The sequence below is a fragment of the Mucilaginibacter lappiensis genome (genome assembly GCF_050433765.1).
Classification (GTDB): domain Bacteria; phylum Bacteroidota; class Bacteroidia; order Sphingobacteriales; family Sphingobacteriaceae; genus Mucilaginibacter; species Mucilaginibacter lappiensis_A.
Window position 1 is genome coordinate 272,078 of the sequence record NZ_JBNPWP010000002.1, and the last position, 23,412, is coordinate 295,489.

General features: G+C 40.3%; 24 protein-coding genes. 12 read left to right on the forward strand and 12 right to left on the reverse strand.

The window, feature by feature from the left end; all coding sequences use genetic code 11:
* Positions 1–195 precede the first annotated feature (195 nt).
* Together M2273_RS06610 and M2273_RS06615 are read left to right on the forward strand one after the other, a co-directional pair.
* Entirely contained in the window at positions 196–2,145 is a 1,950-nt protein-coding gene (locus tag M2273_RS06610) for a KUP/HAK/KT family potassium transporter (RefSeq protein ID WP_429394515.1), read from the forward strand.
* Positions 2,146–2,368: 223 nt separating this feature from the next.
* On the forward strand, positions 2,369–2,989 hold the full coding sequence (locus M2273_RS06615; RefSeq protein ID WP_429394518.1) for a phosphatase PAP2 family protein: 621 nt from the start codon (positions 2,369–2,371) through the stop codon (positions 2,987–2,989).
* 133 nt (positions 2,990–3,122) lie between these two features.
* Here the strand turns inward: M2273_RS06615 and M2273_RS06620 are convergent, their stop codons facing one another.
* Positions 3,123–3,536 carry a DUF5655 domain-containing protein gene (locus tag M2273_RS06620; protein WP_429394520.1) on the reverse strand — a complete coding sequence of 138 codons (414 nt, stop codon included), beginning with the start codon at positions 3,534–3,536 and terminating at the stop codon, positions 3,123–3,125.
* Between the two features lie 6 nt (positions 3,537–3,542).
* The gene (locus tag M2273_RS06625) at positions 3,543–5,480 is read right to left on the reverse strand and encodes an amino acid permease (protein ID WP_429394523.1); all 1,938 of its coding nucleotides are present in this window, start codon (positions 5,478–5,480) and stop codon (positions 3,543–3,545) included.
* 79 nt (positions 5,481–5,559) lie between these two features.
* On the opposite strand from M2273_RS06625, the gene M2273_RS06630 reads away from it, so the two are divergent.
* The gene (locus M2273_RS06630) at positions 5,560–6,225 is read left to right on the forward strand and encodes a phosphatase PAP2 family protein (RefSeq protein WP_429394526.1); all 666 of its coding nucleotides are present in this window, start codon (positions 5,560–5,562) and stop codon (positions 6,223–6,225) included.
* A 126-nt stretch (positions 6,226–6,351) separates the two neighbouring features.
* On the opposite strand, the gene M2273_RS06635 is transcribed toward M2273_RS06630, so the two are convergent.
* The 7 genes from M2273_RS06635 to yihA all read right to left on the reverse strand — a co-directional run bounded on the left by M2273_RS06635 (position 6,352) and on the right by yihA (position 12,907).
* A complete protein-coding gene (locus M2273_RS06635; protein ID WP_429394528.1) occupies positions 6,352–7,014 on the reverse strand; it encodes a hypothetical protein in 663 nt (220 codons plus the stop codon).
* Positions 7,015–7,225: 211 nt separating this feature from the next.
* Positions 7,226–7,714, reverse strand: coding sequence for a hypothetical protein (locus M2273_RS06640; protein WP_429394531.1), 489 nt, complete (start codon positions 7,712–7,714; stop codon positions 7,226–7,228).
* A gap of 123 nt (positions 7,715–7,837) precedes the next feature.
* Positions 7,838–9,541, reverse strand: a complete 1,704-nt coding sequence (locus M2273_RS06645; RefSeq protein ID WP_429394533.1) for a M3 family oligoendopeptidase — start codon at positions 9,539–9,541, stop codon at positions 7,838–7,840.
* A 138-nt stretch (positions 9,542–9,679) separates the two neighbouring features.
* A complete protein-coding gene (locus M2273_RS06650; RefSeq protein ID WP_429394534.1) occupies positions 9,680–10,609 on the reverse strand; it encodes an NAD-dependent epimerase/dehydratase family protein in 930 nt (309 codons plus the stop codon).
* A 221-nt stretch (positions 10,610–10,830) separates the two neighbouring features.
* On the reverse strand, positions 10,831–11,436 hold the full coding sequence (locus M2273_RS06655; RefSeq protein WP_429394536.1) for a Crp/Fnr family transcriptional regulator: 606 nt from the start codon (positions 11,434–11,436) through the stop codon (positions 10,831–10,833).
* Positions 11,424–12,278 (reverse strand): UbiA-like polyprenyltransferase, encoded by an 855-nt coding sequence (locus tag M2273_RS06660; RefSeq protein ID WP_429394538.1) that lies wholly within the window; start codon positions 12,276–12,278, stop codon positions 11,424–11,426. Before M2273_RS06660 ends, M2273_RS06655 begins: the two co-directional genes overlap by 13 nt.
* Before the next feature lie 5 nt (positions 12,279–12,283).
* Positions 12,284–12,907 carry a ribosome biogenesis GTP-binding protein YihA/YsxC gene (gene yihA, locus M2273_RS06665; RefSeq protein ID WP_429394541.1) on the reverse strand — a complete coding sequence of 208 codons (624 nt, stop codon included), beginning with the start codon at positions 12,905–12,907 and terminating at the stop codon, positions 12,284–12,286.
* 147 nt (positions 12,908–13,054) lie between these two features.
* Between yihA and M2273_RS06670 the strand changes: the two genes are divergently transcribed.
* Positions 13,055–13,543: a VOC family protein gene (locus M2273_RS06670; protein ID WP_429394543.1), complete on the forward strand. Its 489-nt coding sequence runs from the start codon at positions 13,055–13,057 to the stop codon at positions 13,541–13,543.
* A 95-nt stretch (positions 13,544–13,638) separates the two neighbouring features.
* Here M2273_RS06670 and M2273_RS06675 read toward each other — a convergent pair whose 3' ends face one another.
* Genes M2273_RS06675 through M2273_RS06685 form a run of 3 tightly spaced genes read right to left on the reverse strand, consistent with a single transcriptional unit; the run spans position 13,639 to position 16,626 of the window.
* Complete coding sequence (locus tag M2273_RS06675) at positions 13,639–14,475, reverse strand: TlpA family protein disulfide reductase (RefSeq protein ID WP_429394546.1); 837 nt, start codon at positions 14,473–14,475, stop codon at positions 13,639–13,641.
* Positions 14,476–14,487: 12 nt separating this feature from the next.
* Positions 14,488–15,222 carry a 3-keto-disaccharide hydrolase gene (locus M2273_RS06680; RefSeq protein WP_429394549.1) on the reverse strand — a complete coding sequence of 245 codons (735 nt, stop codon included), beginning with the start codon at positions 15,220–15,222 and terminating at the stop codon, positions 14,488–14,490.
* 18 nt (positions 15,223–15,240) lie between these two features.
* A complete protein-coding gene (locus M2273_RS06685; protein ID WP_429394551.1) occupies positions 15,241–16,626 on the reverse strand; it encodes a Gfo/Idh/MocA family protein in 1,386 nt (461 codons plus the stop codon).
* 213 nt (positions 16,627–16,839) lie between these two features.
* On the opposite strand from M2273_RS06685, the gene ubiE reads away from it, so the two are divergent.
* The 8 genes from ubiE to M2273_RS06725 all read left to right on the forward strand — a co-directional run bounded on the left by ubiE (position 16,840) and on the right by M2273_RS06725 (position 23,354).
* Positions 16,840–17,571: a bifunctional demethylmenaquinone methyltransferase/2-methoxy-6-polyprenyl-1,4-benzoquinol methylase UbiE gene (ubiE, locus tag M2273_RS06690; protein ID WP_429394554.1), complete on the forward strand. Its 732-nt coding sequence runs from the start codon at positions 16,840–16,842 to the stop codon at positions 17,569–17,571.
* Positions 17,572–18,312, forward strand: coding sequence for an outer membrane beta-barrel protein (locus M2273_RS06695; protein ID WP_429394556.1), 741 nt, complete (start codon positions 17,572–17,574; stop codon positions 18,310–18,312).
* A 200-nt stretch (positions 18,313–18,512) separates the two neighbouring features.
* Positions 18,513–19,271, forward strand: a complete 759-nt coding sequence (locus M2273_RS06700) for an SDR family oxidoreductase (RefSeq protein WP_429394558.1) — start codon at positions 18,513–18,515, stop codon at positions 19,269–19,271.
* Positions 19,272–19,426: 155 nt separating this feature from the next.
* Positions 19,427–19,876, forward strand: coding sequence for a GatB/YqeY domain-containing protein (locus M2273_RS06705; RefSeq protein WP_429394560.1), 450 nt, complete (start codon positions 19,427–19,429; stop codon positions 19,874–19,876).
* A gap of 245 nt (positions 19,877–20,121) precedes the next feature.
* A complete protein-coding gene (locus M2273_RS06710; RefSeq protein WP_429394562.1) occupies positions 20,122–20,895 on the forward strand; it encodes an alpha/beta fold hydrolase in 774 nt (257 codons plus the stop codon).
* 4 nt (positions 20,896–20,899) lie between these two features.
* Positions 20,900–21,562, forward strand: coding sequence for a CBS domain-containing protein (locus M2273_RS06715; RefSeq protein WP_429394564.1), 663 nt, complete (start codon positions 20,900–20,902; stop codon positions 21,560–21,562).
* A gap of 115 nt (positions 21,563–21,677) precedes the next feature.
* Complete coding sequence (locus tag M2273_RS06720) at positions 21,678–22,559, forward strand: NAD kinase (RefSeq protein WP_429394567.1); 882 nt, start codon at positions 21,678–21,680, stop codon at positions 22,557–22,559.
* A 9-nt stretch (positions 22,560–22,568) separates the two neighbouring features.
* Positions 22,569–23,354, forward strand: a complete 786-nt coding sequence (locus M2273_RS06725; protein WP_429394569.1) for a DUF6089 family protein — start codon at positions 22,569–22,571, stop codon at positions 23,352–23,354.
* The last annotated feature ends 58 nt before the right edge of the window (positions 23,355–23,412 follow it).

Consider the following 23,412-nt stretch of genomic DNA (forward strand, 5'->3'; position numbering starts at 1 on the left):
TTTTTTAGTCTCGCTTACAAAAGTATAAATAAAGCCCTCATCTATTAAAAAAATGATGTCTTTCTAAAACTTTTTAACAAATTTTAACAAAATCTGTCTGTTTTACAGTTTAGACTCCTTTTTCAGTTATACGTTTAATGATTATTTAAGTTTAACCAAAAAATTTAATATTTTTGCAGCTTTTAAAATATAAAAGTGTCAAACCATAAAGATCTGCAAAAACTGTCGGCTGCCGGCCTGCTTATCAGTTTAGGAATAATTTACGGTGATATTGGTACCTCCCCACTATACGTATTTAAGGCTATAGTTGGCCAGCAAAGGATTTCTGAAACATTAATATTAGGAGGAGTATCCCTAATCTTCTGGACACTTACACTACAAACCACTTTAAAATATGTAGTAATTACCTTACGAGCTGATAACAAAGGTGAGGGTGGTATTTTTTCGCTATTCTCCTTAGTGCGCCGTAAGGCAAAATGGCTTATTGTGCCTGCTGTTGTTGGAGGATGCGCCTTGCTTGCCGATGGTATAATTACCCCGCCTATCACCATATCATCAGCCATTGAAGGTTTGCAAACCTATTATCCAAACCTACCCACTGTAAAAATTGTAATGGCTATTATAACCGTTCTCTTTATTATTCAGCAGTTTGGAACGTCGCTGGTAGGTAAGGCTTTTGGACCTATTATGTTTATATGGTTTACCATGATGGGGGTACTGGGTATAAGTTATATTATACTTTCACCGGGTATTGTAAGGGCTTTAAATCCTTATTACGCTTATGAATTGCTGAGTTCCAGTTCAAGCGGCAGCGCATTTATTATACTGGGTGCGGTATTTTTATGTACTACCGGGGCCGAAGCTTTATACTCTGACCTGGGCCATTGCGGTAAGGATAACATCCGCATCAGCTGGATATACGTTAAAAGCTGTTTGATATTAAATTACCTGGGGCAGGCAGTTTGGTTATTGCAGCGCAATGGCAGTATTATCAATCTGAACATTAATAACCCTTTTTATAAGATCATGCCGGGGTGGTTCCTGATATTTGGTATAGGTATTGCCACGGTAGCTGCTGTAATAGCAAGCCAGGCGCTTATATCAGGGTCATTTACACTTATTGCCGAAGCGGTTAGGTTAAACCTATGGCCAAAAGTACGTATCAATTATCCATCGGAGCAAAAAGGACAGTTGTATGTACCCAGCGTTAACTGGATACTTTGGGCGGGCTGTTTAGGCGTGGTGCTTATATTCCGTCATTCAGATAAGATGGAGGCGGCCTATGGTTTAAGTATAACGGTGGCCATGCTCATGACCACCATACTGGTCTCCAAATTTTTGAAGCGTAAAAAAGTACCCACCTATATTATCACTGCATTTTTAATTATTTACCTCATCATTGAGGGCACTTTCCTTGCAGGTAACCTGGTTAAATTTGTGCATGGCGGCTGGTTTACTTTATCAATAGGCTTTTTGTTGTTCACCGTAATGTGGACATGGCATACCGCCCGTAAGATCAGAAACCGTTATGTGAAGTTTGTTGCCATTGATGATTACTTTGATATTTTAAAAGAGCTAAGTGCTGATGAAACTGTACCTAAATACGCCTCGCAGCTGGTTTATTTAACAAGCGCTAATTTTAATTCCGAAATTGAATCGAAAATAGTTTACTCCATATTGCAAAAACAACCTAAACGTGCCGATGTATATTGGTTGGTACACGTTGATGTGGTTGATGAGCCTTACAAACGTGAATATGAGGTTGAATCGTTGGTGCCGAACAAGGTGATCAGGATTGATTTTAAATTAGGGTTTAGGGTTGAGCAGCAAATAAATCTGTTGTTTAGAAAAGTAGTTGAGGACCTGGTGAAAAGGGGCGAAGTTGATATCACGAGTCACTATAAATCATTAAACAAGCACAAGATAGTTGGCGATTTTAGGTTTGTGGTGATTGAAAAAGTGTTATCGCGCTCACATAGCCTGTCGTTTTACGAGCGGTTCATCATGGATTTTTATGTGCAGCTTAAAAAAGTAAGTTTGTCAGAGGAACGCGGTTTTGGCCTCGATCTGAGCTTTGTTACTGTTGAAAAGGTTCCGCTGATGCTATCTATTCCTGAAGCCATAGAGATACACCGGGTAAATTAAAAGCTCATCATTCATATTGTCATCCTGAGCTGTAGCGAAGGATCTATTCATAGCCCTGCATATGATTTAGAGCGTTACTATAGAGCCTTACGAAGTTTTAAACTTTGTAAGGCTTTTACTTTACTTTATGCCCTTCATGATAATTTTCTTTTGTTAAGCCAATATTAATACAGTATTACTACAGAATGTTTTTTGATCTTTACCGCGTTTGGAAATAAGCGCTGTGAAGAAAAAAATAAAATTAACTTTTTGGGCATTACTTTTTACTACAAGTCTGTTTGCCCAGGGGCCCGACCTCGATATTCTGAAAGGCATCAACGGGCCTGTTAGTCCGGGAGCTGATAAAACCTGGAGATTTATTACCAAAAAAGCCATTTATATTGATGCCGCGGTACCCGCGGGTTTACTCATAGCCGGCTTCATAAATCATGACGATGATCTTAAAATAAACGGTTTACAGGCGGGGGCCTCGCTGATCGTTGCTGGTGGTTCAACTTATATTTTAAAAAAAGTATTTAACCGTACGCGTCCATATATTGCCCATCCCGGTGATATAACCCTTAAAGAATCCCCAGGCCCAACCGATCCGTCATTCCCGTCAGGACATACGTCATTTGCCTTTGCGGCCGCCACTTCATTAAGTTTGGCTGTGCCTAAATGGTATGTAATTGCTCCTTCGTTTTTATATGCTGGCGCGGTAGGATATTCACGCATGTACCTTGGGGTGCATTACCCCAGTGATGTTTTGGGTGGGGCTGTTGTAGGCGTAGGTTCGGCCTATTTAACCTGGAAGGCGCAACAGTGGCTTACGGGTAAAAAAAAGCATAAAACCTATCCGGAATAGATCATTTAAAGCTGGGAGACACATGTGATGTGTCTCTACAATTAGAACGTAGAGGCGCATCACATGCGCTCCTAATATTTGCATGTTGGCAATTAGATGCTTCACTGCGTTCAGCATGACGGTTCTTAGGTGATTATTTCCCTTTTTCGTAAGCCATTTTCATGTACTTTTTAACCTCATCATTAAGATCTTCTTTAAGATACATCCTGAAGTAATGGTTATGATCGTTAGTGCCTGGTACGGTCTTTATTTTGGTGAAGCAAAGGTTATCGTCATAGATCTCATTAAAGGGAAATACCACATCAATAAAGTTTTTGCCTAATTGGGTAACATAAGCAAAATTTACCCTTGCTGCCAGGGCTATCATGCTTTTGGTTGGATATACTTTTACGGGCGCTATCTCCAGATATTCGGTGATAAAATAATCAAACAGTTCAACCGTATGTGCTGATTTCCCTTGTAAAAAATCGCCCAGGTTACGCTCACGGCAGGAGTGAACCTGGTTGGTAATTGCAAATTCGCGGTCACATATCGGACATATCCACATGATACACTATTGAGCAGTTTTTACCTCCCGGCCCAGTACACTATTTTTATAGCTGTAGCTAAAGTAAATAACCAAGCCTATAACCAGCCATATTAAAAACCTTAACCAATTGGTATACCCAAGCTCGGTCATCAGGTAAAAGCAACTCATTAAACCCAGTACCGGGATCAGCGAAAAGTTTTTGATAAAACTATAAATACTAATAACGATGATCAGGATAAAGAAAAGATAATTGGGGAAGTTGTAAAGAAAGCCATAAATGCCTAAAGTGTACTTTTTAGCATCGTTGATGGTGGGAGTAGCTCTTAGTGCCGTGTTAAATTTATCTTCCTCCAGATCCTTGAAATATTGGGTTATAGCATCAGGTTTGATTGTGGTTTGTTTGCCGTACAGCGCGTTGCAAGTACTTAACAAAGCCACATTATCCGCAGCATCCAATCCGTCAATTATTACCGATTTGTCTTTTATCTTTTTAAACTGCATCATTTCAACCTGCGGAGCCGGCTTAAAGTAAACGCATGAACCTAAAATGATGAGCGTTATCAGGGGCACAATTATTTTCCCGTTAACATACGGTAAATGAAAACGACCAGCTTGTGCAGCCTCACGCGGGAGTAAAAGTACACCACCGCATACCAGTACAAATGCAAACAGGGTGCCTATGCTGGTTAGGTCGGTAACCTCGGTAAGGTTCATGAATAATGCAGGTATGGCCACCACAAAGCCGGTAACAACGGTAGCAAATGCCGGTGTGTGAAATTTAGGGTGAATACGTGAAAATGCTTTAGGCAGCAAGCCATCGCGGCTCATACTCATCCAGATACGCGGCTGCCCTAACTGAAATATCAATAAAACACTTGCCGTGGCAATAACCGCGCTGATAGAAATGATATAGCTTATATTATGCAGCCCTACTTTGGCAAATACAAACGCAAGCGGATCGCCAACCTGAAGATCTTTATAGCTTACCATACCGGTAAGCACCAGGGCTATCAGTATATAAAGCACAGTACAAATGATCAATGAATAAATCATACCGCGTGGCAGGTCCCTTTGTGGTTTTTCGCATTCTTCGGCAGTGGTTGATATGGCATCAAAACCTATATAAGCAAAAAACACACCTGATACTCCCTTCATTACCCCGCTAAAGCCATTAGGCATAAAGGGGTGCCAGTTGGCAGGTGTTACGTAAAAAAAGCCAATAATAATAACCGCTATAACAATTACTACCTTTAAAATAACCATGGCGTTAGTTGCCTTTTTTGTTTCGCGGATGCCTATATAAACAAGATAGGTGATGATAAATACGATACCCAAAGCAGGCAGGTTAGCTATCAGCTTAAAGTTTCCAATACCAGGCGCGGTATTCCAGGCCAGTGCTGCTGCCTTTACCCTGTCGCTGATTTCGGCTAACTGGCTGCCAGCGGCTTGTACCTGCTCATGGCCCCTTAATGCCGAAACATAGTCCATGCTCAGGTATTTGGGCAGATGGATATTGAAGCCCTCGAGCAGGTTAACAAAATATTCGCTCCATGAAATGGCCACAGCAATGTTACCTATAGCGTATTCCATTAAAAGATCCCAACCTATTATCCAGGCAATTAACTCACCAAATGAGGCATAAGCATAGGTGTAGGCACTGCCCGCAACAGGTATGCGCGAGGCAAACTCGGCATAGCAAAGTGCCGAAAACCCGCAGGTTATTGCTGTAACTACAAATAAAAGGGAAACTGCTGGTCCGCCGTGAAATGAAGCTTCGCCGATGGTTGAAAATATGCCCGCACCTACAACGGCAGCAATGCCCATCAGTGTCAGGTCTTTAACATTTAGTTCTTTTTTGAGTTGCGATGATGCTGTGCCCGGGTGTTCACTATCACTAAATCCACATTCAACATCATGTAATATTTTTGCTACAGATTTCTTACGAAATATACTTTTCGACATTCAATTTAATTAATTAATCTAACTCAATTCAAACATAATCATTTTTTTGCATTGAATAAGTATATGCTTATTTTGCACCATGAAGATAGGGATAAAAGATGTTTTGTACAGGATCAGGCCGTTCTTTATCCTTTATCTGATAGTGTTGTGCGCATGTTTAATTGTTAAATTGCTTTACAGCCGCGAAACCATATACTTTGCTGTAAATAGACTAAACAGTTCATGGGCCGACGCCATTATGCCTTATATTACCGATGTTGGCGAAGGGCTAACCGTAGTTATTTTATCGGCTATAATAGCTTTATTCAGTTACCGCAAGGCTTTACTGCTGGTTTCTGGTTTTGCTGTAACCAGTATAACGGCTCAAATATTAAAACGAATTTTTGACGCACCGCGCCCCAGGTTATATTTTAGTCACCGGCTTAGTGAAATACACTTTGTTAAAGATGTTCAGGTATGGAGTGTGCATAGTTTCCCATCCGGGCACTCTGTTACCGCATTTTCGGCGGCTGTGGTAATTACTTATTTATGCAAAAATAAAGGCTGGGGGATACCAGCTTTATTAATCGCCATTTTAGTGGGTTATTCAAGAATGTATTTGAGCCAGCATTTTTTTGAGGATGTAATGGCTGGATCAGTGATAGGGGTTATAACCACCGTGTTCTGGTTAAGCTGGCTTGATAGTAAACAATTTATACATACCGGCAAATGGAACACGGGGTTAATAGGTTCCCTCAAAAAATAATTATAATTAAGTTGTCAAGTCATCCTGAACTTGTTTCAGGATCTCTCAGGACAAGTTGACCGCCATGTTGTACAACCTTGCAAGTGGGATGCCGAAACGAGTTCGGCATGACGATTAAAATAGGAATTAAGCAGCTTGTTTCTTTTTTCTACGGATCATTGCAAATATTATAATGAGTATGATGAGTGGTCCGCCGCCATAAATGCCAATTTTGACCGGTGTTGATAAACCCTTGGCGTTAGAAACATACTGATCATTACGTTTCAGATCAGGCGCCAGTTTAATGGAGCTTGTAAACATCTTTAACTCATCTTTAACCAAATCTTTACGTTGTTCTTCATAATAATATTGAAAGGTGTAAGTAGCTTCCTGCGTGTAAAGCAATATAAATTGTCTTAGTTGTACGGGTTCGCCGGTTGAACCTGTGTTATCAACCCTTAGCGTAAATACCTTAGCTTCCAGTTTACCAATAATGGTATCGCGCGGGTTCATTACGCTGCCTTTACCTGATTGTTTCTGAATGCCATCAATATAGGTTTGAAGTACCTTGTTGAGGTCTTTTTCTTTGTTTAAGGGTGTATTGTTGACTGGATTTTTAGCGCGTAAGACTATCATAAACCCAAAAGCACCATTCCCGGAATATATTTGCTGACTTAAAGTATCTTTCTTCTGGAAATTTGGCGGTAGCGAAACAGTAACAAGACTATCAATCTTTACCGGCTTAAGTTTTTGACTAAAGGCTGTAACGGTAAATAATATAAAAGTTAAACTTAAAATGATCTTTTTCATAGATATTTAAACCTGTGAAAGAGCAATTAGTTTTAAAAATTAGTTAATAGTGAATTTTAATTCTGGAGTATAATATTGATAATCAGATATATTGAAGCTTTAAAAATGAGTGTTAAAAAATCTGTTATCGCGAGGTAAGGAGTGATATCTCTTAAGTTTCTTAAGTTTCTTAAGTTAATGCTATCCTGTGATAAATAATATCAAAAGCGTTTTATTTCATCAGTTTTGATACCCTTGCCCTGTTGTATTGCTGCAGCAGGATAGGGTAAATATTATAGATGATATTAGCGATAATTACGAGCACGGAAAGCGTATAATGACTGGTTATTAACGCATATATAGCGGTTAACGAGAAAAAAACAAAGCATATGAAGTGATATCGTTCATACATCATAATAGTTTTCATGTATTGCACTGCGTTAGCTTTGCTTTTAATTATCCGGTAATTGGGTTTAGCCTTCCTGCTCAGGCGGTTTATGAATTCGCCATTTTGCACAAATTTACGTACGAACTTAACACCAAAGTTTTCATAAAATCTGGGGTTGCGGCTTAATTGCATTTGACTGACAGGAAGAAATTGGCTTACTACACTAATGCCAATAAAAATAAAGCACCATAATAAAGAGTTGGCAGCAAACCAGTAAGCAATAACCGGGATAAAGCAGAGTATGGTCCAAAAGAAGTTTACTGCCTGGTTCATAACCTTTGCTTTTTAATGACTGTCTGTGGGAATACAGAAAGCGGGGGATTAAAAGGACGTCATGCCGAACTTGTTTTGCATGACGCCCTGTCAATTTATAATCTTACGTATATAAGAAAATCGTTATCCTATTTTATCCATTTCGGCTTTTACAAACTCGGCCAGTTCTTTCACATAAGCGGCGCTGAAATCAAACTTGATACCCGCTGTTTCGTAAATTTCTTTAATGGTTTTGGTGTAGCCAAGCTTTAATGCATCAAGGTACTGCCGCAGACCTTTCTCCGGGTTTTCCTTATAGTTTTTCCATACGGCTATAGCGCCTAACTGGGCCATACCATACTCTATGTAATAAAACGGAACTTCAAAAATATGCAATTGTTTTTGCCAAAGGTTAGCTTCGGCATCAGGATGTTCGCTCCAATCAACAAAGCCCGCCCCAAATGGCTCGTAAATTTCCATCCAGGCTGTTTTACGATCTTCGTCAGTATGGTTGGGGTTGGTATATATCCAATGCTGAAACTGGTCAACCACAGCTACCCAGGGCAGGGTTTTTAATACATCAAATAGCTGGTCGCGTTTGGCGCGTTTCAGGTCTTCTTCATTATCAAAAAATACATCCCAGTTATCCATCGATATCAACTCCATCGACATAGAGGCCAGCTCCGCGACTTCTGATGGGCAATGTTTAAAATCGTTCAGCTCCAGGTCGGCAGTTAAAAAAGTATGCACCGCGTGCCCACCTTCGTGTACCATAGTGGTGAGGTCACGGAAGGTATTGGCAGAGTTCATGAAAATAAAGGGAGCACCGGTTTCTGACAATGGATAGTTATATCCGCCAGGCGCTTTACCTTTGCGGCTCTCCACATCAAAAAGGTTGTTATCCTTCATGATCTCCAAACGCTCACCTAAATAGCGGTTAATATTGCTGAAACACTGGATGGATTTTTCTATCAGTTCGTTGCCATTGTTAAAGGGTTTTAAAGCCGGTTTACCTGATATATCAACATCCATATCCCATGGTTTTAGCACAGGCAGGTCAAGTGCCTTTTTACGTTTTTCGGCCTGTTCATGCAGTATGGGTACTATTTCTTTTTCAATAGCCTCGTGAAAGGCGTAACAGTCCTGCGGGGTATAATCAAAACGGCCCAATGCCTGGAACATATAATCCCTAAAGTTTTCAAACTTGGCATTCAGGGCAACGGTATGTCTTAATTTACGCAAATGATCAAAAAGCTCATCAAGCTGATCTTTATCCTGCAGGCGGCGGGCTGTTATCTTTTCCCAAACCTCCTGGCGTTTGGCGCGGTCAGTGCCTTTTAAAAATACGGAAGCTTGTTCTAATGTAAACTCCTTATCGTCAATATGAACCGACATAGCGCCGGTGATTGACTGGTATTTTTGTTGTTCAACCTGTATCTCAGTTTGTACCGGGATGTTCTCTTCCCTGAATAGTTCGAGGGCTTTTTTAACGGCACGCAAAAAGATGAAGTATTTTTTACCATCCAGCTTATCAACCCATTTACTGGCTACCAGCTTTTTATTAAGCTCGTTGCCATAAGGAGCAATTTTAGGCTCAATTTCGGTAGCAAAATATTGGAAGTTTTGCAATAGCTCTTCGCTGGTGGTGTCGCAGGTCATGCGGATGTAACGCCAGGCAAAGTCTTCTTCTAAAGCGGCTTCCAGTTCGCTTTTGTCATGCAGCCATTTTTCCAGTTCTTCAACTGAGTTAATGGAGCGGTTAAGCAGTTCTTTGTAAATTGGTTCCAGGTTTTCCCATTTAATATCAAGCGTAGCCGGGATATATGTTCTTGTTTTTTTGTGGATCATAATTTGTTTAATGTGCAGATGTGCATATATGCAAATGTGCAGATTATGGATGCAGATGTGCAAATAAATAAAAGTGAAAAAGCCCGGAATTTGTAAAATTACATCTCCCGGACTTTTTCCATTTATGGACTAAACCAACTAAATCGGTTTATAAAAAGTTTGCGACATGTGCTTTAGTCCATCCGCATAACTGGTTGGTTTAAAGTTGAAGGCCTTTTCAAATTTGCTGCTGTCAAAAATATAATCATGATCAAACTGGTAATACATTTCTACAGTGCCCATGATCACTTTCTTGAACAGACCAAAAATCCAGAGCATGAATTTACGTATACGCATGAATTTGGGTTTAATTTGGTATGTGTTTGCCGCGATATCAAGAAACTGCCTGCCTGTTATGGCCGGAGCTGTGGGCAGGTGCCATATCTGATTATCACTATCGGGATTTTGACCAAGCAGGAACACGGCCTTACCGGCATCAGGAATGTATATATAATTATGTTTTTTATCAGGATCCCCAATCCATTGGGCCGGTTTCTTTTTAGCGTAGTTGCTTAACACCATCATATCTATAAAGCTGTTGGTGGAGTCGGTACCATAAAAATCAGGAGCCCGTGCAATAGTAGCGCGAATGTTTCCGGCTTTTACTTCATCCATCAGCATGTTGGCAATACCCGCGCGGATCTCGCCTTTAACACTGCTGGGTTTATAGGGCGTATCCTCAGTCATGGCGCCGTTAACCAGGCCGTACATGTAAACATTATCAAAAAATATCAGCCTTGCACCGGTTGCTTTGGTTACGTTTATTACATTTTTCATAATTACAGGCCACTGCTGCTTCCATATGGCAGCATCATAAACCAGCCCGGCAACAAGATAAATTACTGTTGACCCCTTGGCTGCGGATAAAACTTCGTCGTAGTTTAATAGGTCGGCTTTTTGCCAGGTTACGTTGGCTGCAGTTGTTTGTACAGGTTTGCGGCTAACTAAACGAACGGTTTGGTTAGCGTTTATTAATTCCTGTGTGAGGGCGTTGGCCACCGGGCCGCCGGCTCCTAATATAGTATGCATATGTTTTCTTGTTTTGTGTATAACAAAGGTAGGAGGGCTTTGTAAGTCAAAACGTTAACAAAAGATAAGAAAAACGGATTTCGGAATTCGGATGTTCGATTTGGGATTTAGAACAAGTAATAACCTGTCATTCTGAGGAACGAAGAATCTATTCTGAGCAGAGCATATTCCATAATAGACTCTTCGTTCCTCAGAGTGACAAACTTTTTAGAATTTCTATCCTATGCACTTATCTTCATGATCCTGCGACGGATGCGTGATAGCGAAACGGGGGTTATCCCTAAAAAATTGGCTATATAATGTTGCGGGATGCGTTGTAAAATTTCGCCGCCGGTTTCCAGTAGTTTATTGTAACGTTCTTCGGGAGTTTGGGTTACAAATGAGGTTACTCGGTCTTCGTAACAGATCAGGTAATGTTCGGCTATCAGCCTGCCTAAACGTTCCATTTTATAACCTATCAGTTTATCGGCATAAGCCTTTTGCATACTGTTATAGCTCAGGCTAACAAATTGAGCATCTTCAAGGGCTTGTATGTAATTAATAGATGGCTGGCGGGTTAAGAAACTTTTATATGAGCTTGTAAATTCATTTTCGAAACAGAAGTAACCTGTAATTTCTTCACCATCTTTTATATGAAAAAACCTGACAGATCCTTGTACAATAAGCGCTATATGGTTACATACTTTACCCGGCTCGGCAAAGTTCTTCTTTTTTTTGAGGGTACTTATTTCCAGCAGGGGTACCAAAGCCTGCCATTCCGCTTCATTAAGCGGAACAAATGATTCCGCGTGTTCTCTGAATTTATTGAGTGCGGTTAGTGTATCCATACCCTGTCCAACAAAAACAATACGGCAAATACTACACTGGCAATACCGTTGGTGGTCATGAAGGCAAAATTTACCCTGCTCAGATCGTTTGGCTTTACCAGCAGGTGCTGATAAATGAGCATAGCGCAGAAAAATACGATACCTATATAATACAAAAAGCCAACATGCGTAAAAAATACCGGCATCATGATGAACAATGCCGATAGCACATGTAAAAAGGTAGATAATCTTAAAGCATTTACTTTACCCATATAAGCAGGAATGGAGTGCAGGTTTTTATCGCGGTCAAAATCCTCATCCTGCAGGGCATAAATAATATCAAAGCCGCTTACCCAGCATAAAACTGAAAGCGAGAAAAATAAAGGTGTTAACGCGAAGGCACCGGTTACTACCAGATAAGCACCAATAGGGGCCAGCGATAATCCCAGACCTAAAACCAAATGGCAAAGTGCCGTAAACCGTTTGGTAGCGCTGTAGCCCAGCACAACAAACAAAGCAACCGGCGACAAGTAAAAGCATAATGGATTTATGAACCAGGTAGCTACAATAAACAGCGCGCAGTTAATTAATGTAAAGGTTAAAGCCGCCGGGGCGCTGATACGGCCCGATGGGATATCACGCTGTTTGGTGCGGGGGTTTTGCGCGTCAATATCCCTGTCCAGATAGCGATTAAATGCCATGGCCGAGTTACGGGCAAATACCATGCATAATATCATTAAAACCAGTTTTTGCCAGTCGAACCGGTGCTGTGTGGTGGTAACTGCCAGAAAAAAGCCGATAATGGCAAATGGCATGGCAAAAATGGTATGCGTAAACGTTACTAATGAAAGGTATTTTTTCATTGATATTAATCTCTTGGTTCAAAATGTGGCACTACAAAATCCTTATTTATATTATCAATAAAAGCCAGTATCTCTTCGCGGCCCAGTTGTGTTTCTGATGAGGTTACAAAATAGTGTGGCGCTTCCTCAAAAGTGGCCAACAGGGCTTTCTTAAATTTAGCTATATTTTGATCGGTTTTTACCGAGGATTGCTTATCAGCCTTGGTAAATATCAGCACGAATGATAATCCTTTTTCTCCAAGCCAGTTGCAAAATTCCAGGTCTATCTTTTGTGGTTCAAGGCGGCTATCAATCAATACCATTACACATTGCAGGCTTTCGCGTTTATCCAGATAGCTGTGGATAAATTTACTCCAATTGGCTTTATTTGTTTTTGATGCCCTTGCATAACCATAGCCAGGTAAATCAACAATATACCAGCTATCATTAATATAAAAATGATTAATGAGCTGTGTTTTGCCCGGTGTTTGCGATGTTTTAGCCAACCCTTTTTTTGCCGTAAGCATATTAATAAGGGATGATTTGCCCACGTTTGAGCGCCCAATAAAAGCATACTCCGCTTTTATTGGTGGCGGTAGTTTTGAGATCTGGGTATTGCTGCAAATAAATTCGGCCGATTTAACAATCATGCTGCAAAGGTAATATTTTTAGTTATGGGTTTATGGCTGTTAAAGTTGATTAGGTTTGTGTTACATATTTACGCGAACTTGTTTTACAATGCTTAAACAATTGTAAATGCAATTATAAGTAAATTTGATGTTTAAACATGCAATATAATGAATGGATATAAAATACCTGCCCAAACGCGTATAGGCCACGTACATTTAAAGGTGAGCGATCTGCAGCGTTCGCTTGATTTTTACTGTGGTTTACTGGGTTTTGAAAAAATGGTGATGTATGGCGATCAGGCTGCATTTATATCAGCGGGTGGTTATCACCATCATATAGGATTAAATACCTGGCAAAGTAAAGGCGCGCCACCCGCACCTGAATATGCACCCGGTTTATTCCATACCGCCATTCTGTATCCTGAACGCAAGGATCTGGCAGTAGCGCTACAACGATTGATAGATGCAAAATACCAGATCACGGGGGCCTCAGATCATGGTGTATCAGAAGCGATATATTTGAATGACCCTGACCAAAATGGTGTTGAGCTGTACTGGGACAGACCTAAAGAACTTTGGCCAAAAGATGAAGCCGGCGAACTCACCATGTACACAAGGCGGTTGGATATTGAGGGGCTGTTAGGATTGTTGAAGTAATTGTTTGAACCAAGTTTACTTCTATAAACTCAGCTAAGACAAAATAAAAATAGGTGCAATAGCGCCTATTTTTATTTTGCTTCGACAATATTTATTTAACGTTCATCCAAATATTTATTTAGTTGAGCAAACAATAAATCTCTATCCGATGGACTTCTGGCATCCTTAATGGCTACCTTTCCGCCCTTATCAACTATTAAATAATGGGGCATCAGCACAGTAGCAGTATCATTATTCAGCGCGTTATGGTACAAATTATCATATTCTTTATCTTCTAAGAAAAGATGATAACCATCTACCTGATACTTTTCGATTTGCTGTTTCCATATGTATCTGTTCCCGCGCGATATGTATAAGTAAGCAATGTTATTATTTGATTTATACTTTGCTTTTAAAGGATGTGTGAAATTGGCAAATTCAGCAAGACATGGCCCACAGGTTGTTCCCCAAAAATCAGCATACACTACCTTACCTTTAAAATTATTACTGATAATGCTTTGAAATGAAGTTTCATTAGCATTGATAGTTAAAAACCTGGCACCGGGTGCATTGTTCATTTCTAAGGTCCACAAAAACTTTATTGCCAAAAAAGCTATTCCAAGACTTATACCTGTTATTACTGGTTTAAAAACAGGTGGCTTTTCCTTTTTAACATAAAGTCTTAACAGGTAAATACCCACAAATAAAAAAACAAGGCAAAGCACTGATTTTATGGCTATCAGCCATGTTAAAACCTTGTTATTTTCAAAGGCTTTGTCCAGTATTTCAGCTTTCTGTTCTTTGCTGAAATTGTAAACATTCTGAACAGCGTATATCAATTGCTCCCTGACTTCTTTTTGCCATGACATGTAATGCAGGCTGATATCCAATATGAGTATGGGAATACAAGCGAGTAGTATAGCTCCCAACCAAAAGTTTTTTGACTTTATCATTATGCTCAAAAACTACAGCTCCCTTATCTTAATATCCTTAAAATAGGCCTTATGACCATGATCCTGCAGGGCTATCAGGCCTGTTTTCGCGTTGCCATAATCCGGGTGGTCTTTCCATTTGCCTTCGGCCTTTTTCTTTTTCCAATCCGCGTTCCAGGCTGTAAATTCAACAATTTTAGCGCCGTTTAGCCAGTGCTCCACGTGTCCGTTTTTAAAAACAATTTTACTGGTATTCCATTGGCCCACAGGCATTATTTTCTTTTTATTGTTAGGCAGGTACATGGCGTAATCACAGCCGGTTTTTTGCCATTCTTCCAGTTTGTCGGGCCAGCCGTTATCATCTATGATCTGATATTCGGGGCCTGTTTCATAAGTTGCAGGATATTTAGCGTCTTCAACCACATGATATAACACACCGCTGTTACTGCCTTTATCAATTTTCCATTGCCAGGTAAGTTCAAAGTTGGCGTATGATTTATCGGTTACAATATCGCCGCCGGTATCGCCCTGAGCAGCACCTAAGCATACCAGCGCACCGTTAACAATGGTCCAGTTTTTTACCGGGCCTTTTTTGTTGAAGCCATGCCAGCCTTTCAGGCTTTTACCATCAAACAAACTTACCCAACTGCCTTTTGCAGCAGCTTTTTTTACAGGTACAGGATCATTTGCCGGGATACCCGAAGTTTGTACACAAACCAGGCCAGCTGCAGCCAATACCAAACCGATCTTTTTTAGTTGTTGTTTCATATTATTTAGCAGATGTATTTATTTAGAGCTTAATTTATTTTTTGCTACCTGCATTTTTTCAGGATCCCAAAACATGGGGCTGTTATTATAATAGCTGTCATTACACAGCAGGGCAGGGGCGGCAGCCCGATAGCCGAAAATAGCATCCTCGGTTACCTTACCATTATTCCTTATGGCGTTAAAAAAGTTATTCATGTGGTCATAAGGGCCACCTAAATAACCTTTTTCTGCATCATAGGTAATCTCTTCGGGCGGCACCATTTTTTTACGTTCGGCATAACCACTGCCTGCTTTTTTTAGCTTATCCAGGTAAAAAGGATCGTCGGACGCAAAGGTTTTATTCCTTTTCAGCGTCACCTTGTCCCATGTAATGTCCATTGATCCTTCGCTGCCCACCAATTTCAGGTAAGTAGTGCCGCTGGTGCCATCAACAAAATTGCACCTTAATGATAGGTTAAAGGCAGGATGAACCTGTGTTTTGCCATAATCAAAGGTACCTAACAATACATCAGGCACTTCGCGGCCATCGTTCCAGAAACGCAGTCCGCCTGCCGCGTAAATTTTGTTTGGCCCCATAGAGCCGGTAATAAAGTGCAGGCTCGAGAACAGGTGAACAAAAAGGTCGCCGGCCATGCCCGTACCATAATCGGTATAATTGCGCCAGCGGAAAAAGCGTTTTGCATCAAAATCCCGTTTTTTGGTATTACTGATATAGGTTTCCCAGTCAACTGTTTGTGGTGATGCATCTTCGGGAATAGGATATTGCCAAACTTCCAACGGCTCGCGGCGGGCCCAAAAACCCTCGGCATAATTTAGTTCGCCAATAGCACCGCTTTTTAATAACTCCTGTGCCTTTTCGTTCCCTAATGATGATACACCCTGGCTGCCTACCTGGAAAATTTTACCTGTTTCCTTTTGTGCCTTTATTACAGCGGGACCTTCGCCTATAGCGTGCACCATTGGTTTTTCGCAATACACGTGCTTGCCGGCATGCATGGCGTCAACAGAAATTTGCTGGTGCCAGTGATCGGGTGTGCCAATAATAACGGCGTCAATATCTTTGCGGTTCAGGATCTCTTTATAAACACGGGTGGTAAAAATATCGGCGCCAAATTTGGTTTTAGCATCTTTCAACCTGCCATCGTACAGATCACACACTGCAACCAGTTTTACTCCCGGAATTTTGAGGGCAACATCAGTATCATTATTACCCATGCCTCCGGCACCAATAAGGGCAATGTTGATCTGGTCGTTTAAACCGTAGCCTGGCGGCCTTTTTAGTATAGAAAATGGTTTAACATGGTTTTCGGCTGCTAATAAACTGCTGCCTGCGGCTACCGCCGCGGTGGTAGTGGCTAATTTTTTGATAAAACTGCGGCGTGACGACTCTTCTTTTTCTTTCATAGATTGAGATAATGAATTTGGTAACAATAATTAATAATAAAGAGAACTGATAACCCCGGTCATCTTTTTGGGATGAGCCCGCTGCACTGGTTTTTAAACTAATTGGTTTTTAAAATTAGTGAATTGACTTAACATTTACACAACCCCTGCAACTTAATACAAGCAAATAAACTCAATCAACATACAATCACTATCTTTGCCATCACTATAAAAATGAGCAAAACAATAACTCCCTACCACGATCAGCAGGCTACCAAAAAAGAGCAGGTGGCCGATATGTTCAACAATATATCAAAAACCTATGATTTCCTGAACCACTTTTTATCATTGGGGATCGATATCATCTGGCGTAAAAAAGCTATCAACGAACTAAAAAAGGATAAGCCCAAACTGATACTTGATGTGGCTACCGGTACCGGCGATTTTGCGTTTGAAGCTTTAAAAGCACTTAAGCCCGAAAAAATAATAGGCGTAGATATTTCACGCGGGATGCTGGACATTGCCGAGCAGAAGATCCAAAAACGTAATCTTAGCGATAAATTTGAGGTGAAATTAGGTGATTCAGAAAAATTACCTTTTGAGGCTGATGAATTTGATGCCGTTACCGTTGCTTATGGCGTGCGTAATTTTGAGCACCTGGAAACGGGCCTGGCCGATATACAAAGAGTATTAAAGCCTGGTGGCAAAGCGGTAATACTGGAGTTTTCAAAGCCGCGGGTATTTCCAATTAAGCAGTTATATAATTTTTATTTCAATTATATAACACCAGGCATAGGTAAGCTGTTCAGTAAAGATGCAAGGGCATATACCTACCTGCCTGAGTCGGTGGCTGCTTTTCCTGATGGGGAAAGCTTTGTGGCCCTGATGGATAAGGTAGGCTTTAAAAATACCAAGCACCGGCCATTGGCGTTTGGCATTTGTTCCATATATACAGGCATTAAATAAATGAGTTTAAAACGGTACCTTATAGTATTTATACCGATGTTTTGCAGCAATTTATTGTTTGCTCAACGGGTACCGGCATGGGGCGGTGGTGCTGATCTGCAAGACTTGAGCTTTGGGTTTAGCTTTGGTTATGTAAGCAATGATTTTAAAATTGTAAAAAAGCCCGACTGGCGTACCCCATTTTCCGATCCGCAAACTGGTTTGCCGCTTACCGGTCAGCTAAACAGTATCAGCTCAAAAGGCTCGCCTGGGTTTTCTGTTGGTTTTATAACCCGTTATCGCTTAACAGAACACCTGGAGGCGCGTTTTACCCCCTCACTTGTTTTTGCAGACCGTAACTTAACTTACACCTACGTAAACCCTGATCAGGATCCAAACGTAACAAAACAGGTGCAAACAACAACGGTTGATGTGCCTTTATCCCTTAAAATAAAGTCGGACAGGATAGGCGATTTCAGGGCCTATATTTTAGGAGGGGTTAAATATTCGCATGTTATTGGCTCAAAGAAAAATGACCTCAATTCGGATATGCTGGATAAATTGGTTAAAAATGTAAGCGGATATGGTTCTTACGAAGCCGGCCTGGGTTGTGATATTTATTTTGAGTTTTTTAAACTTTCGCCCGAGATCAAAATATCCAACTCGTTTGGTAATGTGCTGGTTCCTGAAAACCACCCCTTCTCGGCCCCCATCAGCAAGCTTTCGTTGCATACTATTATGTTTAGTTTGTTTTTTGAGTAATAGTATCTTTTTATTCATTTTGTCATCCTGAGGAACGAAGGATCTGGTCCCGGCTTTGCATGTTGGCGAATAGATGCTTCACTACGTTCAGCATGACAAATTTATAGAACACTATCTACCTCCCAAAGGTATCATTACCGTTAAACGACATTAATTTAAACTAAAAAACATAATTTCGCTGCAATAGTTATCTACATACCATGACTAAAATTGCTTTAATTACAGGTGCAACAGCCGGCATAGGCGAGGCTTGCGCCAATGTATTTGCCCGAGAAGGATATAATTTAATATTAACCGGCCGCAGGCTGGACCGTTTGGAAAAACTGGCTGCTCACTTAAACAGTAAATATAATGTTGAGGTAGCGGTATCATCATTTGATGTGCGCAACCGCGAGCAGGTAATTGAAAACCTGGAAGGTTTGCCTGCCAAATGGAAAAAGGTAAATGTATTGGTTAACAATGCCGGTTTAAGCCAGGGACTTGACCCCATACAAAAAGGTAGTTATGATGATTGGGATACCATGATTGATACCAATGTTAAAGGGTTACTTTATGTAAGCCGGGTAGTATCAAACTGGATGATAGATAATGGTCATGGGCATATTGTAAACCTGGGCTCAATAGCCGGTAAGGAAGTTTATGCCAATGGTAATGTGTACTGCGCAACCAAGCACGCGGTTGATGCATTAAATAAAGGTATGCGTATTGATTTGCTACCGCATAGCATAAAGGTTACCGCCGTGCATCCCGGTGCAGTTGAAACAGAGTTTTCGGAAGTGCGTTTTAAGGGGGATAAAGAAAGAGCTAAGAAAGTGTATGAAGGTTTTGAACCTCTTGCTGCGCTTGATATTGCCGAAACAATATGGTTTGTTGCATCGCGGCCGGCCCATGTAAATATTAACGACCTGGTGATCATGCCAACCGCACAGGCTAATGCTGGTACAATATTCAGAAAATAATGTGCAGATATGCAGATGTTTGATTTGAGGATTTGAAAATGAGCTTCAATTACTAAATCAGTAATTCAATAATTATAATCCGCACATTTGCACGTCTGAAATTTGCATATTTAAAAATTCACTAATTCAATAACACTAATTCACAAATTAAATAAATGTCACTAATCAATCAAATAGACCAGGATATAAAACTGGCTATGCTGGCCAAGCAAGCCGACAGATTAAGAGGGCTTCGCGCTATAAAATCGGCCTTGCTTTTAGCTAAAACCGAAAAAGGAGCTGCAGATGAGCTTACTGTTGAGGCCGAAACTAAAGTGCTTCAAAAACTGATTAAACAACGTAAAGAATCGGCAGATATCTACAGAACACAAAACCGCGAAGATCTTTACGAAATTGAGATGGAAGAAATGCAGGTGATCGAACCTTATTTACCGCAGCAAATGACCCGCTTTGAAATTGAAGGGTACCTTCAGGAACTCATTAGCAGGGTGGGTGCTACTTCTGTGCAGGACATGGGCAAAGTAATGGGTACAGCCAATAAAGAGCTTGCAGGCAAGGCCGACGGAAGAACTATATCAGAAGTTGTAAGGCAATTATTGGGCTAAGCTTAATTTAACCAGGTGGTTTATTAAATAATTGGATAACAGCTTTCTGGTTTTATAAAAAACAAACTTATGAAACCGTGATGGTTAATAATATATACTCCGTATTTAAATAAAACATTGTTAAATTTATTGCTATAATTGTTGTAACTCGTCCGTAATAAACTAATTTTATGGCGGAATAGTAGAATTTATACTGAATTTAATTTCGGTATAACAAAGTTGAAAAATTAATATTAAGATTTTATATGGATTTCGTGCTTAAAGAGGAAAACGGTTTTAGTTACATCGATGAGGGCGAAGGTGAGGTGCTGTTACTGTTACATGGTTTAATGGGCTCATTAAGCAATTGGGATGCTGTTGTTGACGAGTTTAAATCAAAGTATCGTGTAATAATACCTATACTGCCAATTTATGATATGCCTCTTTTAACTACGGGAGTAAAGAGTCTTTCAAAATTTGTACATAAATTTATAAAGTTTAAACAGCTAAGCAATATAACAGTACTGGGTAACTCACTGGGTGGGCATGTGGCATTGATTTATGTTTTGGCGCATCCCGAAAATATTAGGGCCATGGTATTAACCGGTAGCTCTGGTTTATATGAAAATGCGTTCGGGGGATCGTTCCCGAGGCGCGAAAGCATTGATTTTGTAAGGGAAAAGGTACAATATACTTTTTATGATCCTGTTGTGGCAACCGATGAGCTGGTTAATGACGTATATAAGTTAATAAATGACAGGCACAGTGTAATCAGGTTATTGGCTATGGCAAAATCGGCTATACGGCATAATATGAAAAAGGATCTGCATAAAATACAGGTTCCTGTATCTTTAATATGGGGTCGGAATGATAAAATAACACCGCCCGAAGTGGCTTTGGAGTTTAATGAACTTTTGCCCGATTCTGAATTGCACTGGATAGATCAATGCGGGCATGCGCCAATGATGGAACGCCCCGAAGAGTTTAACAAGCTGTTAACAGAATTTTTGGAAAAAATAGGAAATAAAATAGGAGTTTAACATTATGGTTGCGATTGAACTGATAGCTGATGCAATTCCGCCGGTACATACTTCTGATACTATACAGAAGGTGTTAGACCGCATGATTGAGTTTCGCCTCAGGCATTTGCCTATCGTAAATGAGGAGCAGTTTTTAGGTTTGGTGGCCGAAGACGACCTGATTGGTGAAAGTGATTACCAGACAGCTGTTGGAGCCCTGGCCTTGTCATTGGTAAACCCTTATGTGCTCGAAGATCAGCATATATATGATGTTATACGTATGTTTTATGAGCGCCAGCTTACCATAGTTCCGGTGCTCAATGTAAAAAAGAATTATCTTGGCATCATCTCCATTAATGCCATAACTGAATATTTTGCAAAGATCACCTCAGTGGCACAACCCGGCGGTATCATTGTACTGGAGATCAATAATAAAAATAATTCGCTGGCGCATATGGCACAAATTGTTGAGTCAGATAATGCCCAGATCCTTAGTTCATATGTTCAAACTTTTCCTGATTCTACCAGGATGGAAGTAACCCTTAAAGTAAACAAGCAGGATATTTCGGCTATAATTGCTACTTTTTTGCGTTACGAATACGATATAAAAGCTACTTTTAATAATACAGATCATAATGATAATGCAAAAGATCGTTACGATTCGCTCATGAACTATCTTAATTTATAAATGGTTCATTAGTTCAGTGGCTCATTAGTTCATTGGTAATGTTATAATATATTACAGGACTTATTATGATAATGGCCCAATGAACTGATGAACAAGTGAACCAACGAACTAACCCATGAAGATAGCAGTTTACGGCAGGCCGTTTAATGATCCATCTGTAATTCCATACATCCAGCAGGTATTTGATAATCTGGCGCATCATGGTGCCGAAATATATGTTCATCATCAACTCAATGAATATCTGCAGGATAAAATAAGCACCATAAAATATAGCGTACTTCAAAGCACCGATTCATTAAAGGGTTTTATTGACCTTTTTTTAACGCTGGGTGGCGATGGTACCCTGCTTGATATGGTAACCGTTATCCGTGATTCGGGCATACCTGTAATTGGTATTAATTTTGGCCGCCTTGGTTTTTTAGCCAGCATAAATAAGAGCGATATTACTGCTGCCATACATGCAGTAGTTAACAAGGAGTTTACCCTTGATTGCCGTGAGTTGCTTACTATTGATTCATCAATGAAAATTTTTGGCGATGATAACTTTGCCCTTAATGATGTAACTATCCATAAGCGCGATGATGCCGCCATGATCATAACCCACGTGTTTTTAAATGATGAATTTTTAAACTCTTACTGGGGCGATGGTATCATTATATCTACATCAACCGGGTCAACGGCTTATTCATTAAGTTGCGGCGGACCTATTATTTTCCCACAGTCAAACAGCATAGTAGTTACACCGGTGTCGCCGCATAACTTAAACGTACGGCCAATAATATTGCCTGATAGCAGCAAACTTTGTTTTGAGGTGGAGAGCCGCAGTGCAAACTACCTGGTATCATGCGATTCGCGGGTCGCCGTTTTGGACGAGACCGTGAAATTTCACGTTCAAAAAGCCGATTTTCAGCTAAATTTGATACGTTTAAATAATGAAAGTTATTTAACCACGTTGAGAAACAAATTATTATGGGGCTTGGATGCCCGTAATTATTAATTTTGCTTAATGCCCAAATTTACAGCACTAATACTTTTATTATTTGTTTCCTATCATTTGCAGGCCCAAACCTGGGAGGTTGGCGGTGCTGTAGGTGGTGCAGGTTATATAGGCGACCTTAACCCTAACAATCCGGTTAAGATAAGCGGTGTATCGGGCGGCTTATTTGTGAAGCGTAATTTCGACGGCTATTTATCAGCAAAATTAAATTTTACTTATGGCAAGATCAGTGCCGATGATAGTAAGTCAAACAGTCAGCAATTTCGTGATCGCAATTTAAGCTTTAATGATCCCCTGAAAGAAGTGAGCCTTATTGGCGAGTTCAATTTTATGAAATATATACCTGATGCAGGTCCTAACAAATATACACCTTACATATATACCGGTGTTGGTTTAACGGCCTATACACCACGCACCAATTACCAGGGACAGTCATATAGCTTAAGAGCCTTAGGAACCGAGGGGCAGCAAAAGGCATACGGCAAAAGTACGGTGGTGATTCCTTTTGGTGTGGGCATAAAGTATAATTTTAATAGTAAGTGGACGGCTGCAGCCGATATTGGCTACAGATACACTTTTACAGATTATCTTGATGACGTAAGTGGTGTATATGCTAATCCAAACAACCTTCCAAACAATCTTTCCAGAGCCCTCGCAGATCGGTCGGGCGAAGTAACGGGTAACTATATTGGCCAGCCAGGTTCACAACGCGGGGATTTTAAACCACGCGATACCTATTTTTTTATAGGATTTACACTTTCTTATACGTTTGTTACACAGAGCTGTTATTATTAGCGTCTATCAATAAAACAAAATTATATTTTGTTTTATTGATAATAATGAAATTAAATTT

What these genes read in the sequence shown, in the direction of transcription:
- M2273_RS06685 (WP_429394551.1), bottom strand. Translation starts at nt 16,626, where the DNA reads ATGAAAGAAAAAGAAGAGTCGTCACGCCGCAGTTTTATCAAAAAATTA.
- M2273_RS06720 (WP_429394567.1), top strand. Translation starts at nt 21,678, where the DNA reads ATGAAGATAGCAGTTTACGGCAGGCCGTTTAATGATCCATCTGTAATT.
- M2273_RS06650 (WP_429394534.1), bottom strand. Translation starts at nt 10,609, where the DNA reads ATGCATACTATATTAGGAGCCGGCGGCCCGGTGGCCAACGCCCTCACA.
- M2273_RS06620 (WP_429394520.1), bottom strand. Translation starts at nt 3,536, where the DNA reads ATGTGGATATGTCCGATATGTGACCGCGAATTTGCAATTACCAACCAG.
- M2273_RS06630 (WP_429394526.1), top strand. Translation starts at nt 5,560, where the DNA reads ATGAAGATAGGGATAAAAGATGTTTTGTACAGGATCAGGCCGTTCTTT.
- M2273_RS06640 (WP_429394531.1), bottom strand. Translation starts at nt 7,714, where the DNA reads ATGAACCAGGCAGTAAACTTCTTTTGGACCATACTCTGCTTTATCCCG.
- M2273_RS06675 (WP_429394546.1), bottom strand. Translation starts at nt 14,475, where the DNA reads ATGATAAAGTCAAAAAACTTTTGGTTGGGAGCTATACTACTCGCTTGT.
- M2273_RS06705 (WP_429394560.1), top strand. Translation starts at nt 19,427, where the DNA reads ATGTCACTAATCAATCAAATAGACCAGGATATAAAACTGGCTATGCTG.
- M2273_RS06655 (WP_429394536.1), bottom strand. Translation starts at nt 11,436, where the DNA reads ATGGATACACTAACCGCACTCAATAAATTCAGAGAACACGCGGAATCA.
- M2273_RS06635 (WP_429394528.1), bottom strand. Translation starts at nt 7,014, where the DNA reads ATGAAAAAGATCATTTTAAGTTTAACTTTTATATTATTTACCGTTACA.
- M2273_RS06670 (WP_429394543.1), top strand. Translation starts at nt 13,055, where the DNA reads ATGAATGGATATAAAATACCTGCCCAAACGCGTATAGGCCACGTACAT.
- M2273_RS06695 (WP_429394556.1), top strand. Translation starts at nt 17,572, where the DNA reads ATGAGTTTAAAACGGTACCTTATAGTATTTATACCGATGTTTTGCAGC.
- M2273_RS06660 (WP_429394538.1), bottom strand. Translation starts at nt 12,278, where the DNA reads ATGAAAAAATACCTTTCATTAGTAACGTTTACGCATACCATTTTTGCC.
- M2273_RS06725 (WP_429394569.1), top strand. Translation starts at nt 22,569, where the DNA reads ATGCCCAAATTTACAGCACTAATACTTTTATTATTTGTTTCCTATCAT.
- M2273_RS06700 (WP_429394558.1), top strand. Translation starts at nt 18,513, where the DNA reads ATGACTAAAATTGCTTTAATTACAGGTGCAACAGCCGGCATAGGCGAG.
- M2273_RS06645 (WP_429394533.1), bottom strand. Translation starts at nt 9,541, where the DNA reads ATGATCCACAAAAAAACAAGAACATATATCCCGGCTACGCTTGATATT.
- M2273_RS06710 (WP_429394562.1), top strand. Translation starts at nt 20,122, where the DNA reads ATGGATTTCGTGCTTAAAGAGGAAAACGGTTTTAGTTACATCGATGAG.
- ubiE (WP_429394554.1), top strand. Translation starts at nt 16,840, where the DNA reads ATGAGCAAAACAATAACTCCCTACCACGATCAGCAGGCTACCAAAAAA.
- M2273_RS06715 (WP_429394564.1), top strand. Translation starts at nt 20,900, where the DNA reads ATGGTTGCGATTGAACTGATAGCTGATGCAATTCCGCCGGTACATACT.
- M2273_RS06680 (WP_429394549.1), bottom strand. Translation starts at nt 15,222, where the DNA reads ATGAAACAACAACTAAAAAAGATCGGTTTGGTATTGGCTGCAGCTGGC.
- M2273_RS06625 (WP_429394523.1), bottom strand. Translation starts at nt 5,480, where the DNA reads ATGTCGAAAAGTATATTTCGTAAGAAATCTGTAGCAAAAATATTACAT.
- yihA (WP_429394541.1), bottom strand. Translation starts at nt 12,907, where the DNA reads ATGATTGTTAAATCGGCCGAATTTATTTGCAGCAATACCCAGATCTCA.